Here is a 15520-nt window from a genome sequence, read left to right on the forward strand (position 1 = left end):
GGAAGCAGACGGCAAGACCGGCCGCGGCGGGGCGAGTTGGCTGCGGCAAGCTGACGATCATGGAGCCATTCTGAAGAGCTCCGCTTCCGTTTGTAGTGACAGTGATTAGCGAGCGGCGCACCAGACGCGCCGATAGCCTCGCGAAGGCGCCAGCAAGGCGTCACCGAGGCACGTGATTTTATCGCCTGCCCGCGGTCTAAGGAGGCCGCTCCCATGGCGAACGCCGATTCGGGAACCGCCCAGGGTTCCGCGGAAGCGCCGGGTACGACGCAATTGGCCCAGGCGCAGGGTGAGCCGATCGGTCAGATCAGCTCCGCCACCGGACCTGTGCATGTCACGCATGCCGACGGGACCAGCGAGGATCTCGCGGTCGGCGGGCAGATTCACGCCGACGACGTGATCCAGACCCCGCAGGGCGTCGACGTCGCGATCACCTTCGTCGATGGCACGCAGTTCTCGCTCGGCGGCGGCGCCGAGATGAAGATCGACAAGCTGATCTACGATCCCTCGGGCAGCGACAACGCGCTCGCGCTCAACGTCGTTCAAGGCGCCTTCGTGTTCGTGACCGGCGGCATCGCCGGCGCGCCGGGCGAAGGCATGACCGTCGCCACGCCCGCCGGCAGCATCGGCGTGCGCGGCACCAGCGTCGGCGGCCAGCATCTGGAAGGCCCCGATGGCTGGGTCTTCGCCCTCTTCCGGGACGAGAACGGCCATGTCGGCAAGGTCGTCGTCTATAACGCCAAGGGCGAGGTGGTCCTCGACGAGCAGTTCGAATCCACCAAGCTGATCGATTTCAACACACCGCCCTCGAGCCCCGCCGTCCTCACGAAGGAAGAGATCCAGCAACTGTTCGGCGAAGCGCTGGAGCAGCTGCCCGATCTCCTGCTGCAGAACGAGGAGAAGCGGACCGAGCTCGAGTTCGAAACGGCGGCCGGCCCCAACGGTCATTGGGTTCCCAATCAAGGGCATTTCTGGACGCCCGCCGGCTTCGGAGCCTTCCTGTTCAATCTGTTCGACCTGACCCTGCCCCCCAGCGTCCTGGAAGGCACCAGGCTCGGCTACAACAACTTCCTCAACAATGGACACAATCCCGACGACAAGCAGCTCGAGGGCGGCACGCCCCTCCTCGGCCTGGCGTTGGGCGGCGGTGAGCTGCCGGAGAACTCGCCGTCCGGAACAGTCGCGGGATTCGTGGCCGCCATCGTCGGCGGCCCCCCCAACGCGACCTATACCTACAGCCTGGTGGACCAGGAGGGACAACAGACCCTGCAGCTCTTCTCCGCCCGCAGCTTCGCCCTGTTCGCGGAACCCGAGCCGGCCTTCACGATCGACCCCAACACCGGCGTCATCACCGTCAACAACCCCGCGCTGCTCGACTATGAGACGACGCACGGCTTCCATCTGATCATCCATGCCCAGAACAATTTCGGGCAATCGGTCAACGTGCCGTTCGACATCCAGCTCGACGATGTCAACGACAACGCGCCGGTGATCGACCCGCTGGGTCCTATCGATCTGGCGGAGAACAGCGCGGCCGGCACGGTGGTCGGCACGGTCACGTCGACTGATGCCGACACGACCGGCGGCCCCACCCAATACAGCATCGTTCCCTCGAGCGATCCCGACGGCCTGTTCCATATCGACCCTGCCACCGGCGTCATCACGCTGACGGAAGCGGGCGCGGCCTCGCCGCTGCTCGACTATGAGAGTGGCATCCACAGCATCACGCTGCAGGTCGCGGCGACCGACGGCACCAATGCCGGCACGCCGATCGATGTCGAGATCGACATCACCAATCTGCTCGAGCCGGTCTGGTCGATCAGCGGTGCCTCCACCGTCACCGAGGGCGGCACGGCGGTCTATTTCGTGTCCTACAGCGGCGAGACGCTGGCGCCCGGTCAGGTGCTGACGATCGACGTCGCGCCCGGCAGCGGCAGCGCGATCGTCGGCAGCGACCTGGTGGGCGGCACGACCACCCTCACCTTCACCGGCGGCGGCGAAACCAGCCAGTCCATCGCCGTCACCACCATCGACGACACGGTCATCGAAGGCACCGAGAACTTCTCGGTCTCGATCGCCAACCCCAATGCCGGCACGATCGACACGCCGACCGACAACACCGTGCTGGTCGACAATGCGGAGCCGTTGGTCTGGAACGTCACCGGCAATTCGGCCGGCCTCGAAGGGTCGGTTGCGACCTACACGGTGTCCTATAGCGGCGCCACCCTGGCCGACGGCGTCACCGTCACCGTGACGGTTTCTTCCCAGTCCGGCTCGGCCACGCAGGACCAGGACTTCGGCGGCGTCGACCAGGTGCTGACCTTCACCGGCGGCGGGGAGACTTTCCAGACCATCACGGTGCCCCTCCTCGCCGACAGCACCGTCGAGGATCCCGAGAACTTCACGGTGCGCCTCGCGAGCGACACGGGCAACACCGGCGAGGCGACCACCACGACGGTCATCGACGATCCCTCGCAGCCGATCGCCTGGAGCCTCAGCGGCAGCAGCGCCGTCGAGGAAGGCCAGGATGCGGTCTATACCATCTCCTATACGGGAGGGCCGATCGCGCCCGGCGCCGCTGCGACAGTGACGATCGCTTCAGGCTCGGGCAGTGCGGTCGAGGGCGACGATTTTGCCGGTCTCACGACCGTGCTCACCTTCTCCGGCGGCGATCCCACCAGCCAGACGATCGCGATCTCGGTCAATGCCGATACGGTCATCGAGGGGACGGAGGATTACTCCGTCGCGATCACCGGGGTCGGCGGCGGCTCGGTCGAGAGCGGCAGCGTCACCACCGAGGTCATCGACGAGACCAGCGGCCCGGTCTGGAGCATCAGCGGCGACAGCACCGTGGCCGAAGGCTCGGAAGCCACCTACACGGTGAGCTACAGCGATGCCAGCCTGGCACCGGGCCAGACGGTCCTCGTGACGGTCGACACCAACCCGGGCTCGGCCGACGAAGACGACGACTATGACGGCCAGCACACCGTCCTGACCTTCACCGGCGGCGGCGAGACCTTCCAGACCGTGTCCGTCCAGGCCGCGACGGACACGCTGGTCGAAGGCACCGAGGATTACTCGGTCTCCATCACCCCCTCGCTGGGCGACATTGGCACCGGCACGGCCACGACCGAGATCGTCGATCAGACCAGCGGTCCGGTCTGGAGCGTCAGCGGCGACAGCACGGTCACCGAGGGCTCGGATGCGGTCTACACCGTCAGCTACAGCGGCGCCAGCCTGGCGCCGGGCCAGACGGCTTTCGTCACGGTCGACACCAATCCGGGCTCGGCCGACGAGGACGACGACTATGACGGCCAGCATACCGTCCTGACCTTCACCGGCGGCGGCGAGACTTTCCAGACGGTCTCCGTCCATGCCGATGCCGACACGGTCATCGAGGGAACGGAGGATTTCTCGGTCGCGATCTCGCCCTCGACCGGCGATACCGGCACCGGGAGCGTCACCACGGGGATCATCGACGATACCAGCGGCCCGGTCTGGAGCATCAGCGGCGACAGCACGGTCACCGAGGGCTCGGACGCGACCTATACGGTGAGCTATGGCGGCGCCAGCCTGGCGCCGGGCCAGACGGTCTTCGTCACGGTCGACACCGATCCGGGCTCGGCCGACGAGGACGACGACTATGGCGGCCAGCATACCGTACTGACCTTCACCGGCGGCGGCGACAGCTTCCAGACGGTGGCGGTGCATGCCGACGCCGACACGGTCATCGAGGGGACGGAGGACTTCTCGGTCGCGATCTCGCCCTCGACGGGCGATACCGGCACCGGGAGCGTCAGCACCGAGATCATCGACGACACCAGCGGGCCGGTCTGGAGCATCGACGGCGACAGCACGGTCAACGAGGGTTCGGACGCGACCTACACCGTCAGCTACAGCGGCGCCAGCCTGGCGCCGGGCCAGACGGCTTTAGTCACGGTCGACACCAATCCGGGCTCGGCCGACGAGAACGACGACTATGACGGCCAGCACACCGTCTTGACCTTCACCGGCGGCGGCGAGACCTTCCAGACGCTCGCGGTCCAGACTCTCTCCGACACGACGATCGAGGGGAACGAGGACTTCTCGATCGGGATCGTTCCTTCTCTGGGCGACACCGGCACGGGCACGGCGACGACCGAGATCATCGACGAGACCACCGGTCCGGTCTGGAGCCTGAGCGGCGACAGCACGGTCGGCGAAGGCTCGGACGCGACCTATACGGTGAGCTATGACGGCGCCAGCCTGGCGCCAGGCCAGACGGCGTTCGTCACCGTCAACACCAACCCGGGATCGGCCGACGAAGGCGAAGATTACGACGGCCAGCACACCGTCCTGACCTTCACCGGCGGCGGCGACAGCTTCCAAAGCTTCACCGTCCACACGATCCAGGACACGGCCGTGGAAGACACCGAGGACTACTCGGTGAGCATCTCGCCGTCCCAGGGTCAGACCGGAACGGGCAGCGTCACCACCAGCATCATCGACGACGACGACGCCGACCGCCTCCTGGTCGGCACGAACAGCGCCAATGACGGCCCGGGGACGGACACGGTCAGCAGCACCGAGCCCGCTTCCGACCTGATCCTCCAGGGCGGCCGCGGGCAGGATGTGCTGATCGGCGACAGCGGCGGCGCGACGCAAGGGCTCCTCTACGAGGACCAGAACGCGATCGCGGTCTTCGACCGGTCCGTCAGCGTGGGCAACAATATCCAGCTCGCGCGCAATATCGTCCTGGATCTGGCGCAGAAATACGCCGCCTACGCGCATGATGCCCTGGCCGCCGGCCAGGACGTCACGGTCAAGTTCACGGTCATTCCCTTCAACGGGTCCGCCGGCACGCCGATCACGGTCACGGCCGACGATCTGGGCGATCTGGTCCAGGTCAGTCCCGGCGTCTGGCAGTTCGCCACTCTTGTGGCCGCGGTCAACGCCATCAACGCCTCCGGTAACACCGACTTCCAGGATGCCCTCACGGCGGCGCGCAACCAGTTCCTGGCCGACAGCGGGCTCTCCTCTTCCGCCAACTACGCGCCGCTTTCCGGCTATGACGGCAACAACTCGCTGTTCTTCATTTCCGACGGCCAGCCGACCGAGCAGACGGACACCTTCCGCAGCTACGATGCGCCGTCGGGCAGCAACGGGCTCGATTACTGGCGCGGCGTCTGGACGGCGCTCGGCGTCGAGGCCCACGCGATCGGCCTCGGCCAGCTCAACAGCACGAGCCTCAGCGATCTGCAGCGCATCGACAACACGGACGGTGCCGAAACCGTCACCAGTGCGAGCCAGCTCGACTTCGTGATTGCGGGCTCGCCCCACCTGGCCGTGGACGCCGTCGGCGGCGACAGCCTCAGCGGCGGCGCCGGTCACGACGTCATCTTCGGCGACGTCATCAACACCGACGGGCTGGGCAGCTCGACGGTGTCGGGCGAAGGCTATGACGCCCTCCTCGACCAGATCCAATCCGAGGTCGGCCACGCGCCCAGCGACCAGGAGGTGATGGACTATATCCGCGGCCATCTCGACAGCCTCTATCTCGACAACGATCCGCGCGGCAATGCCGACCGGATCGACGGCGGTGACGGCGACGATACGGTCTTCGCCCAGGGCGGCGACGATACGGTGGTCGGCGGCGAAGGCGCCGACCTGCTCGATGGCGGCACCGGCAACGACCGGATCGTGGCGGATGCCACCGCCGGCGTGGGCGATGGATCGGCCGATACGCTCATCGGCGGCATGGGCAGCGACATCCTGGTGGGTTCGAGCGACGAACCCGACTACTTCCAGTGGAACGCGGGGCATCGCGGCGCCGAGGGCACCAGCGGGCTCCACGCCGATGCCGGCACGACGCTCAGCCAGGCGCCGGGCCAGTTCGTGGTGACGACCACGCTCAGCGACCCGCACAACATCCACTATTTCACCTTCGAGGTGACGGGCACCGAGTCCCAGGACATCACCATCGACCTGAAGAGCCTCACCGGCAATCTCGACACCCAGGCCTACCTGTTCCGGGATGCGAACGGGAACGGGCTCCTCAGCAGCAACGGGTCCGACCCGCTCGTCAGCTCGAACAACGACGATAGCGGCCGCTATGGCATCGCCAGCGACGGCAGCACGAACGGGAACGATTCCTTCATCGTGCAGGGCCAGCTGGCACCCGGGAAATACATCCTCGCGATCGGCGACAGCACGCTGACCGAGACCGAGGCCCGCAGCAACAACAGCGCCGGCGGCAACAGCAACAACAGCAGCGGCAGCGGCCAGTACCAGCTGACCGTCACCGGCGATCATGTCGATCTCACCGGCGGCCACGGCCTGTCGCAGGGCTTCACCCCGAACGCGAACGACGATTGGGACACCGTCCAGGGCTTCACCATCGGCAGCGGGGACGTGCTCGATTTCAGCGACCTGCTCTCCGGCGCGCCCCATACCGGTTCGGGCGCCACCGCCGCCAACTTGTCGTCCTATTTCGACGTCTCCTTCAGCGGCGGCAACACGATCCTGTCGGTGGACTACAACGGATCGGCGGGCCCGGCCGGCTCCGGCTTCGACGCCCAGCTCCATGTCGTGCTGCAGGGCGTGTCGCAGGCTTCCTGGGGCGGCACCCAGGACGAGACCCAGGTCCTCACCACCCTCATCGCCAACGGTCAATTGACGACCTGACCGCCGCGCGAACCCTCGGGGCCCGCGCGGACGAGCGGGGCGGGTCCCGGGGTTTTCCACAGGCTGAGGATCGATCTTTTCTCCCCGACGGCCGGGGCGGCCTTGTGGCGCCCCGACCCCCTGGTCTTTAATTTCCCGCTGCCCTGCGATGGCCGCAGACATCGCCGCCGGGCGAGCGGGAGGAACCATGGGTGTTGTGCTGCCGGATGGAATGGCGCCTGCTGCCGGCGGGCCGCAGATCCTGGCATCGGCCGCCACGGGCATCGTCGACATGATCGCGGCCCTCGGCGGCGACCCGGGCCGCGTGTTCGAGAGCGTGCATGTCGACGCCCATTGCCTCGACAGCCCCTTCAACGAGCTGAGCCTGGCGCAATATTGCCAGCTCTTCGAGGAGGCGGCCCGCCAGACACGCTACGACAATTTCGGCCTGCGCTTCGGCTACGGCTTCAAGCCCAAGCAGCTGGGCGCCATCGGCTATATGGCGGTCAACTCGCCGACCCTCGCCGCCGCGCTGCGCAATTTCTGCGACTATTTCCCGGCCCATCAGCAGAACACCACCATGACGCTGCGCGAGGAGCGCGGCCTGGTCTATCTCGATTACCGCATCGAGGACGGCCGCATCGGCCGGCGCCGGCAGGATGCGGAGCTCTCGATCGGCATGTTCTGCAACATCTTCTGGCATGCGCTGGGACGGAACTGGCGCCCGCTCGAGATCCATTTCGAGCATCCCAAGCCGCCCGACGCCCGCGAGCATGAGGCGCTCTACGACACGCCGGTCTATTTCTCGCAGCCCTTCAACTCGGTCGTGTTCCGGCGTTCAGAACTCGACGCCATCATGCCGGAACCGGATTCCTCGCTCTTCTCCCTGCTCGAGCCCTTCATGAGCGGGCGCTGCCGGCGCGCCCGGCCCGACGACCTGGTGGCGCTGGTGCGCCAGAAGATCGAGCTCCAGCTGCAGCACGGCAATCCGAGCATCAAGAAGGTGGCGTCCGAGATCGGCATGACGAGCTGGACGCTCCACCGCCGCCTGCACGATCTCGATGTCAATTTCAACGACATGGTGCGCGGGTCGCGCCGCGACCTGGGCCTGCGCTATGTGGCCGAGCCCCATATCCCCCTGACCGAGATCGCCTTCCTCCTGGGCTATTCGGAGCTCAGCGCCTTCAGCCGCGCCTTCCGGCAATGGACGGGCATGGCGCCGGCCCGCTACCGGCGGCAATGCCTGCTGGCCCGCCGCCTCGACCGCTCGGATCCGCCACAAAACTGAAGCCTGGCTCGTCGCGAGGCGGCGTCAGTGGTGGCGCCCCTCGATCGCCTCCAGCACCTCGGCGATCCGGTCGCGGGCGCGAGCCACCTCGGCGGTCTTGCCGCTGATATAGAGGCGGCCGGCGGCACCGATCATCTGGACGTTCACCAGCGTGTTCCCGGGCGCCACCTTCTCCGCCTCGTTGGCCGCCACCGCCGCGAACAGGGCCGGCACCATCTCGCAGACCAGCAGCGTCTCGCCCGGCATCACCATCGAGGCCTCGCGGTTGCGGTTGATGATGACCGCATGCTGGTCGGTGATGTCCTCGATCACGTCGGTGAACAACACCCGCGGCCGCAGCTGGTCGCTGTATTTCGAGCCGATGCCCTCCAGGATCGCCTGGCCCGCCCGCTTCAGCGCCTCGAGGTCCTCGCAATGCAGCTCCAGCACCCCGAACTGCCGCTCGACGAACAGGATTCCGGGCTCGACCTCGGGCACCGACTTGAGGGCCAGGTCGATCACCCGCTCGATCGCCAGGCCCGGCGCCACCTCGATGATGAGGGAGTGATGGCCCTGGATCGGCGGATAGCCGCGCGCCCGCGTGGGCGTGCTCATGGAGGCGGCGAACTGCGGCTGGAGATTCTCCACCAGCAGATAGACGCGCAGTTCCGTCATGGCGAGCAGCTCATCCCCGCGAGTTCCATCATGCCCCGGCCCTACCCGGCCGAAAGCTCGATCGCCAGCGGAACGGGCCTACTTCGGCACCGAGGTGAAGTGCTTCACCAGGTCCGGATGCGGGCGCGGGATGACATGGACCGAGACCAGCTCGCCGATCGTGTTGGCCGCCTCGGAACCGGCCTCGGTCGCGGCCTTGACGGCGCCGACATCGCCATTGATGACGACCGCCACCAGCCCATCGCCGACCTGCTCGCGGCCGACGATGACCACGTTGGCGGCCTTGACCATGGCGTCCGCCGCGGCCAGCGCCGCCACGTAACCCTTCGTCTCGATCATCCCGATTGCGTTCGACATCGTTCTCTCCTTGCTCGGTGTTGCGAAAAATCGATCTGTCTATTTGCCGGCGTTCTTGCCGTTCCTGGTCGGCTCGTCGATCGAGCCGATGATGAGCGCGTCGAGCGGCGGCGCCTTGCCCGGGAACCAGGCGGCCGCCACGGAGCCGGTCGAGATCAGCACGCGCTCGCCGATCCCGCAGCCCAACACGTCGAAGGCGACCAGCCGGGTGCTCTTCCCGTCATCGAGCTCGACCTCGAGCATCGCGCCGCTGGGAATCTCCTTGAGGCGCTTGGTTGACCAGACATTGCCTTTGACGGTCGCGCGCAACATCAGACGTCCCTCTCGATCTGCACACCCAGCTGCCGCGCCTTGTCGCGCGCCAGCGGCGTGACCACCACGCCCCGCTCGATGACCAGCCGCGTGCCGGCCTTGGCCGCGGCGGTCACCGTGCTCTCCTTGACCACGCCCTTGAGGATCTTCTCGGCCGCGGCCGCCGGCCGCGCCGGCGCTGCGTTCGACGCCGCCGGCGCGCGCTTCAGCGTGAACTGGTGGCGGCCTGTCCGGATCGCCTCGGCGGTCACGGGATTCGCCAGAAGCTGCTGGAGCCGGTGCACGAAGGCCGCCAAGTCCCAGTCGTTCTGGATCGATACCTCTTCGCGCGGCACCTGCCGCTCGGCCGCGCTCCGGGCGCTGGCCGCGGGTTTCTTCCCGGCTGTCTCCGCAGGCGCCGGCGACGCCGGGCGGGCCGCGACCTTTTCGGCCGCGGCGCGCAACGCCCCACCCGCCTTGATCGCCTCGGGCAGGGCGTCGCGCAGCACCTCGCGCACCATCCGGCGCATCGCCTCGCGATCCAGGGCGGCTCTCCGGTCGCTCATTGCAGGGCCTCCAGAGCTTCCTGGGCGGCACCCGCCGCCTGGCGCACATTGGCCTCGGTGCCGCTGAGATAGACGCGGCCTGTGGCACCCATCATCCGGTAATCGACCACCTTGATGTCCGCCGCCTTCTCGGCCTCGTTGGTGGCGAGGATGGCGTAGGCCGCCGGCTGCATCTCCAGCACGAACAGGGATTCGCCCGGCAGGATCATCGAGCCCAGCTTGTTGCGGTTGATCAGGAAGGCATGAAGATGGTCGATGCGGGTGATGATCTGCGAGGCCAGGATCTGCGGCTTCGTGGCCTTGTCGGCCGTCGTCTCCAGGAACTCGAGCACCGCCTGGCCCGCCGCCCGGACCGCGGCGGTCGAGCGCGAATGGATTTCGAGATAGCCGAACTGGCGCTCCACCACGAGGATGCCGCCCTGCACCTCGGCATGTTTCAGCGCCACGTCGGTGATGGCCTCGATATCGAGGCCGGGCGCCACCTCGATGATCTGCGCCGCCATGTTGGTGCGCGGCAGGCTGCCCCGGATCCAGGTGCCGAGATAGCACATGGTGCGCGGCTGCAGCTGGTCGATGAAGATGAAGGAACGCAGCTCGGCCATGGATCAGGAACCCATGAAGAGGCTGCGTAGCTCTTCGATGATCACCTTGCGGATCTCGTCGCGCATCTCGCCGAGCTCGTCGTCGCCCCGGCCGGTGCGCGCCATCGGCAGCTCCAGCCCTTCGGTTCCGTCCGGCGCCTGCACGTCCCAGGGCTCGAGCCCCGAATAATCGCCGAAGGCCTCGCTCGCCTCCTTGTTGTAGGCGATGCGGGTCCAGTTCACGAGATGCTGCGGCCCGACATTCTCGCCGATCGAGCTGCGGCCGAAGAAGCCGGTGCCGATGGTCATGGTGGGCGCCAAGTTGGTGTCGAAGCCGGCCGCTCCCTGGCTGCAGGGGACATTGACCGCCACCCGCAGCACATTGACCGCGGCGGTGAAGGCCAGGATGGTGCGCGGGTCCTTGCTGTGGATCGCGGCCGAATGGCCGCCGCCGCTATAGCGGAGCAGCGCCCGCGCCGCCTCGATCCCGCGCTGCGCGTTCGGCACCTTCAAGAAGCCCAGCACGGGGCAGAGCTTCTCGCGCGCGAAGGGCTCCTCGGGCACCGGCAGATCGAAGGGCGCCAGCAGGATCCGCGTCTTGCCCGGGGCCCGGATGCCGGCTTCGGCGGCAATGGTCGTGGCGTCGCGGCCCAGGGCCTTGAGACTGAACTTGTCGCCCGGAAAGAGATAGGCGCGCAGCCGTTCGGTCTCCTCCTCGGAACAGAGATAGGCACCCTCGCCCTGCATATGCCGGAGCAGCTTGTCGGCGATGGTGGCCTCGGCGATCAGCACCGATTCGTTGGTGCAGAGGACCGAATTGTCGAAGGACTTGCTGGCGACGATGCGCTTGGCGGCCTTGGCCAGATCGGCCGTGGCATCGACCAGCACCGGGACATTGCTCGGACCCACCCCGATCGCGGGGTTGCCCGAAGAATAGGCGGCCCGGACCATGGGCGTGCCGCCGGTCGCCAGGATCACGTCGGTGCGGGGGTCGGACATCAGGGCGCTGATGAGCGGGATGCTGGGTTCCTCGATCACCTGCACGGTGCCGTCGGGAGCGCCGGCCGCGGCCGCAGCATCCGCCATGCAGCGCGCCGCATCGACGCAGCAGGCCTTGGCCATGGGATGCGGGCTGATGATGATCGCGTTGCGCCCCAGGAGCGCGATCATGATCTTGAAAAACACCGTCGAGACCGGGTTGGTCGAGGGTGTCAGCGCGAACACGACGCCCGCGGGCCGCGCCAGCTCGACGATCTTGCGGTCCGCGTCGATCTTCAGGCCGGCCAGCTGCTCGTTGCGGTAATGCTCGAAGATGCCGCGGCTGCAGAGTTCGTTCTTGATCTTCTTGTGTTCCGCGACACCGAAGCCCGTCTCCTTGACGGCCCAGTCGGCATAGAGCTGCGCCTTGGCGAAGCCCGCATCCGCAGCGGCCTTGGCGATCCGCAGCGAGGCCTCTCGGTCCAGGCGCGCGAAGGCGGCGGCGGCCCAGCGGGCGCGCTCCAGCATCATCCGGGCGCGGGCGAGCTGGGACTCCTCCTTCAGGCTGTCCGAGGCGCTGGCGGCCTTGATCACCGTCTGGATCGTCGCGGGCGAGATCGCGTCCGCCCTTCCCTGCATCCTGGCCATGGGAACGCTCACGCCGCCGCCCGCTTGCCCTTGAGGCCGAGCACCTCGGCACGGGCCTGGGCAATCGAAACCTCGACACGGTCCGCCAGTTCCTCGGTCAGGTTGCGGGTCAAGAGGAGGCCCGGCTTGAACTGCAGCACGCGCGGGTCGAGCGTCGAGAAGATCGCCCAGACGCCGTTCCGGTAGAGCGCCTTCATCACATACATGGCGCCCTTGGGATGGTCGAACTCGAGCCCCATCACCACGCCGTTCTGGCGGATGCCGACAAAGAAGTCGCCATAGATCGCCTTGATCTGCTCGAGCCGGCGGCCGATCAGGTTCGCGATGTAATGGACCATCGAGCGGACTTCGGGGCGCTCGCAGATCTCGAGCACCTTCAGCGCCACGATGCAGCCGAGCTCGGCTCCGCCCATGGTCGACATATGGCCGAAGCCGTCCTTGTGCAGCCAGGCGCCGCATTCCTCGGACACCACGACGCAGCCGATCGGATACATGCCGCCGCAGATGCCCTTGCCGGTGACCAGGATGTCGGGCTCGACGCCGTATTTGTAGCAGCCCCACATCTCGCCGGTGCGCATCAGGCCGGTCTGCACCTCGTCGGCGATATAGAGCGCGTCGTATTTCTCGCAGAGCCGCTTGACGCCGGTGAGATAGCCCTCCTTCGGCATCGGAAAGCCGTAGGTGGCCGGAATCGTCTCCATGATCACGGCCGCCACGTCGCGCTTGCGCAGCGCGTCCTCCATCGCGTTCAGGTCGTTGAACGGCACCTGGATGAACTCGTCGGGCCGGTCGGAGAGGAAGAGCTCGGAGAAGCGCTGGTCGCCGGCGCAGACGGCGAGGCCGGTATGGCCATGATAGGCCTTGATGACCGACACGATCTTGCGGCGCTGCTTGGCATGGCGCGCCGACTTGATGGCGATGTCGATCGCTTCGCCGCCGCCGCTGCCATAGATGACATAGCGCATGTTGGGCGCGCAGGTCTTGAGCAGTGCCTCCGCCAGCGCCGTGCGCGCCAGGCTCGGGAAGTGATGGTTGCCCATGTCGAAATGCTTCATCGCCAGCTCGATCGTGGCGATGAGCTCGGGATTGCGGTGGCCGAGGCTGTAGGTGCCGCCGTTGAGATGGACGTCGATCAGCCGCTTGCCGCTCATGTCCCAGAGGAAATATTCCTCGCGGCGGTCGATCACGAGGTCGACGCCGAAATCCTGCCAGGACTGGGTCTTCCCCGGATTCCAGAAGGCCTTCGACTTCTCGATGAACTCGTCCTTGGACTCGTAAGAGAAGAAGCCGTAGTCGTGCATCGCGCTCGCTCCCCGAGGAGGCGGCGATGAGGACGCACCGCCGCTGACGATAGCGGGCAGGATGCACGCGACGACCGGCGCCTGGCTTGACAGCGAGCCCGTCGAGTTTTGACAGGCGTTGAGCGTCGCGCGATTTCGTTAGATTGTTGTCGAACGTTCTGGACGGCGCCTGGCGGGCAGGCAAAAGGCCCCGCGCCAGGGGCGCGGAGCCCGTGCCGGCGCCTTCTCCCGATTTCTCAGGAGGCGAGCATTTCCTCCAGTGCCATCAGGGATTCCGGCAGGATCTGGCCGCCATCGATGACCATGGTCTGGCCGGTGATGTAGCCGGCCTCGTCGGAGGCGAAGAAGAGCGCCGCATAGGCGATGTCCTCGACCGTCCCCAGCCGGCCCTGCGGTACCGAGGCCGACATCTTCTTCAGATAGTCGGGCCCCAGACCGTCCAGCCCTTCGGTCTTGATATTGCCGGGCATCACCGCATTGACCGTGATGTTGGCGGGGGCGAGCTCGATCGCGGCCGTGCGCATGAAGCCGAGCTGGCCCGCCTTGGAGGCCCCGTAATGGGTCCAGCCGGGATAACCGGTGATGGGGCCGGTGATCGAGGAGGTGATGACGATGCGCCCCTTCCCCTTCTTCTTCATCGCCGGCAGGCAGGCCTTGATCGAGAGGAAGGTGCCCTTGAGGTTGATGGCGATGACATTGTCGAAATCCTCCGGCGTCATGTCCTTGATCTTCGCCGCCGGGAAGATGCCGGCGTTGGCGCAGAGGATATCGATGCCGCCCTGCCGCGAGATCGCGGCCTCGGCCATCTTCTCCATGTCGGCGAGCTGGCTCACGTCGGCGGCGAAGGCCGAGGCGCTGCCGCCGGCCTTCTTGATCTCCTCGACCGTCTTCTCGGCCTCGGCCTGATGACGCGACACCACGAGAACCTTGGCGCCCTTGGATGCGAAAACACGCGCGATGCCCTTGCCGATGCCCTTGCTGGCACCGGTGACGATGACCGAACGGCCTGCGATCGAAGTCAACATGTCGGGTTCCTCCCTTTGAGCCCCGCGGGTTTGGCCCCGCTGTCGATTCCGCTGTCAGCCGAACTTGCCGAGATAGGTCTCCGCCAGCTGGCAGCTTCCTTGCGTATAGGGTGCGCCCAGGCTCTTGGCGAGCTCGGTCTCGGCGTGCGAGCCGATCCAGGCCACCAGCAGCAGGCGGCGAAACATGATGAAGGTCGGGATCTCGGCCTCCACCTCGCGGGAGAGCCGCGTCACCTTGCCGTAGCCCCTGAGCCAGGACTGGACCAGATCGGGCACGTCGGGGCGGTGCTCGATGAAGCTCAGCGCCGTGCCGAGGTCGTAGAGGTACCAGCTGATGCCGCAATCGTCGAAATCGATGACCTTGGTGCGGGTGCCATCGACCAGGAGGTTGGCAAGACGGATATCGGCGTGGCAAAGCCCGAAGCGCTCGCGCGATTTACCGTAGCGCTCGAGGCGCCGGCCGAGGGTCCGTTCCAGCCGGCCCAGGATCTCCAGCACCGGCTTGTCCACCCCGAAACTGTCCTGCCAGCGGCCCCAGGTCGGGTTGGGGCCGAAGGCGGTCTCGAAATCCCACACATGGCGGGTGAAGCCCGGCGGCAGGGTCCAGCCGGCGGCATGGCGATGCATCCGGGCCGACACCTCGCCCAGCCGCTCGAACGGCCCCAGGAGCTCGTCCTCGGCCGGCTCCTTGCCTTCCAGGAAGGTGAACATGACCGCGTGGCGCGGATGCTCCAGCTCCGGGCTGCGCAGCGTCTGGATGGCGGATCCGTCCCGGGCCGCGATCACCTCCGGCGTCTCCACACCGGCCTCGCGGCGCAGGGCCTCCATCCATTGCAGCTCGGAGCGGATCGCCTCCTGGCTGTGATAGCCGACACGGTGAACGCGCAGGATCGAGCGGCTGCCGGTCGCGGGGTCGTCGACCCGGTAGGTCACGTTCTCGGAGTGATTGATCAGGGTCGCCCGCGCGGCCGGCGACAGGCCCCAGAGCGGGAGGGACCGGTCCGCCATCCGGCCGATCCGCGCCAGCAATTCCGCCGCAGGCAGCGCTTCCGTCGTCGCCATGCCGATCCCCTGGCCTCCGGGCTCCCGCCCTCCGGCGGAACCTTCACTCGCACTCATAGAGAGGCGATGCCAGGGCAACTTGACCGCAGATGGCGGCAATTTGACAAGCGGGTTGCAGCGGGGGGAG

Annotated in this window: 11 protein-coding genes; 2 read left to right on the plus strand and 9 right to left on the minus strand. The window is 67.1% G+C overall.

The genetic code is table 11. The annotated features are described in order from the left end of the window. Positions 1-213 precede the first annotated feature (213 nt). Entirely contained in the window at positions 214-6663 is a 6450-nt protein-coding gene (locus tag FRZ61_RS12515; RefSeq protein ID WP_151118039.1) for a Calx-beta domain-containing protein, read from the plus strand. Between the two features lie 187 nt (positions 6664-6850). Beyond that, positions 6851-7930, plus strand: coding sequence for an AraC-like transcriptional regulator QhpR (gene qhpR / locus FRZ61_RS12520; protein WP_191909429.1), 1080 nt, complete (start codon positions 6851-6853; stop codon positions 7928-7930). Positions 7931-7954: 24 nt separating this feature from the next. Here qhpR and FRZ61_RS12525 read toward each other — a convergent pair whose 3' ends face one another. The 9 genes from FRZ61_RS12525 to FRZ61_RS12565 form a co-directional block, all read right to left on the minus strand. Continuing rightward, positions 7955-8584: a microcompartment protein gene (locus FRZ61_RS12525; protein WP_151118041.1), complete on the minus strand. Its 630-nt coding sequence runs from the start codon at positions 8582-8584 to the stop codon at positions 7955-7957. Positions 8585-8662: 78 nt separating this feature from the next. Continuing rightward, a complete protein-coding gene (locus FRZ61_RS12530) occupies positions 8663-8941 on the minus strand; it encodes a BMC domain-containing protein (protein ID WP_151118042.1) in 279 nt (92 codons plus the stop codon). A gap of 39 nt (positions 8942-8980) precedes the next feature. Next, positions 8981-9253: a EutN/CcmL family microcompartment protein gene (locus FRZ61_RS12535; RefSeq protein ID WP_151118043.1), complete on the minus strand. Its 273-nt coding sequence runs from the start codon at positions 9251-9253 to the stop codon at positions 8981-8983. Then, positions 9253-9798, minus strand: a complete 546-nt coding sequence (locus FRZ61_RS12540) for a hypothetical protein (protein ID WP_151118044.1) — start codon at positions 9796-9798, stop codon at positions 9253-9255. Before FRZ61_RS12540 ends, FRZ61_RS12535 begins: the two co-directional genes overlap by 1 nt. Further along, complete coding sequence (locus FRZ61_RS12545; RefSeq protein WP_151118045.1) at positions 9795-10400, minus strand: BMC domain-containing protein; 606 nt, start codon at positions 10398-10400, stop codon at positions 9795-9797. The genes FRZ61_RS12540 and FRZ61_RS12545 overlap by 4 nt, the downstream gene beginning before the upstream one ends. A gap of 3 nt (positions 10401-10403) precedes the next feature. Next, on the minus strand, positions 10404-12005 hold the full coding sequence (locus tag FRZ61_RS12550) for an aldehyde dehydrogenase family protein (RefSeq protein WP_225309229.1): 1602 nt from the start codon (positions 12003-12005) through the stop codon (positions 10404-10406). An 8-nt stretch (positions 12006-12013) separates the two neighbouring features. After that, complete coding sequence (locus tag FRZ61_RS12555; protein WP_151118046.1) at positions 12014-13306, minus strand: class-III pyridoxal-phosphate-dependent aminotransferase; 1293 nt, start codon at positions 13304-13306, stop codon at positions 12014-12016. Positions 13307-13542: 236 nt separating this feature from the next. Next, the gene (gene fabG / locus FRZ61_RS12560; RefSeq protein ID WP_151118047.1) at positions 13543-14331 is read right to left on the minus strand and encodes a 3-oxoacyl-ACP reductase FabG; all 789 of its coding nucleotides are present in this window, start codon (positions 14329-14331) and stop codon (positions 13543-13545) included. Positions 14332-14385: 54 nt separating this feature from the next. Further along, positions 14386-15393, minus strand: coding sequence for a phosphotransferase enzyme family protein (locus tag FRZ61_RS12565; RefSeq protein ID WP_151118048.1), 1008 nt, complete (start codon positions 15391-15393; stop codon positions 14386-14388). Positions 15394-15520: the final 127 nt, after the last annotated feature.

Origin of the sequence: Hypericibacter adhaerens, assembly GCF_008728835.1 — a bacterium.
Taxonomy (GTDB): Bacteria; Pseudomonadota; Alphaproteobacteria; order Dongiales; family Dongiaceae; genus Hypericibacter; species Hypericibacter adhaerens.

Coding starts and splice junctions, on each gene's coding strand:
- FRZ61_RS12530 (WP_151118042.1), bottom strand. CDS start 8,941: ATGTCGAACGCAATCGGGATGATCGAGACGAAGGGTTACGTGGCGGCG.
- FRZ61_RS12545 (WP_151118045.1), bottom strand. CDS start 10,400: ATGGCCGAGCTGCGTTCCTTCATCTTCATCGACCAGCTGCAGCCGCGC.
- FRZ61_RS12525 (WP_151118041.1), bottom strand. CDS start 8,584: ATGACGGAACTGCGCGTCTATCTGCTGGTGGAGAATCTCCAGCCGCAG.
- FRZ61_RS12535 (WP_151118043.1), bottom strand. CDS start 9,253: ATGTTGCGCGCGACCGTCAAAGGCAATGTCTGGTCAACCAAGCGCCTC.
- fabG (WP_151118047.1), bottom strand. CDS start 14,331: ATGTTGACTTCGATCGCAGGCCGTTCGGTCATCGTCACCGGTGCCAGC.
- qhpR (WP_191909429.1), top strand. CDS start 6,851: ATGGGTGTTGTGCTGCCGGATGGAATGGCGCCTGCTGCCGGCGGGCCG.
- FRZ61_RS12550 (WP_225309229.1), bottom strand. CDS start 12,005: ATGGCCAGGATGCAGGGAAGGGCGGACGCGATCTCGCCCGCGACGATC.
- FRZ61_RS12515 (WP_151118039.1), top strand. CDS start 214: ATGGCGAACGCCGATTCGGGAACCGCCCAGGGTTCCGCGGAAGCGCCG.
- FRZ61_RS12555 (WP_151118046.1), bottom strand. CDS start 13,306: ATGCACGACTACGGCTTCTTCTCTTACGAGTCCAAGGACGAGTTCATC.
- FRZ61_RS12540 (WP_151118044.1), bottom strand. CDS start 9,798: ATGAGCGACCGGAGAGCCGCCCTGGATCGCGAGGCGATGCGCCGGATG.
- FRZ61_RS12565 (WP_151118048.1), bottom strand. CDS start 15,393: ATGGCGACGACGGAAGCGCTGCCTGCGGCGGAATTGCTGGCGCGGATC.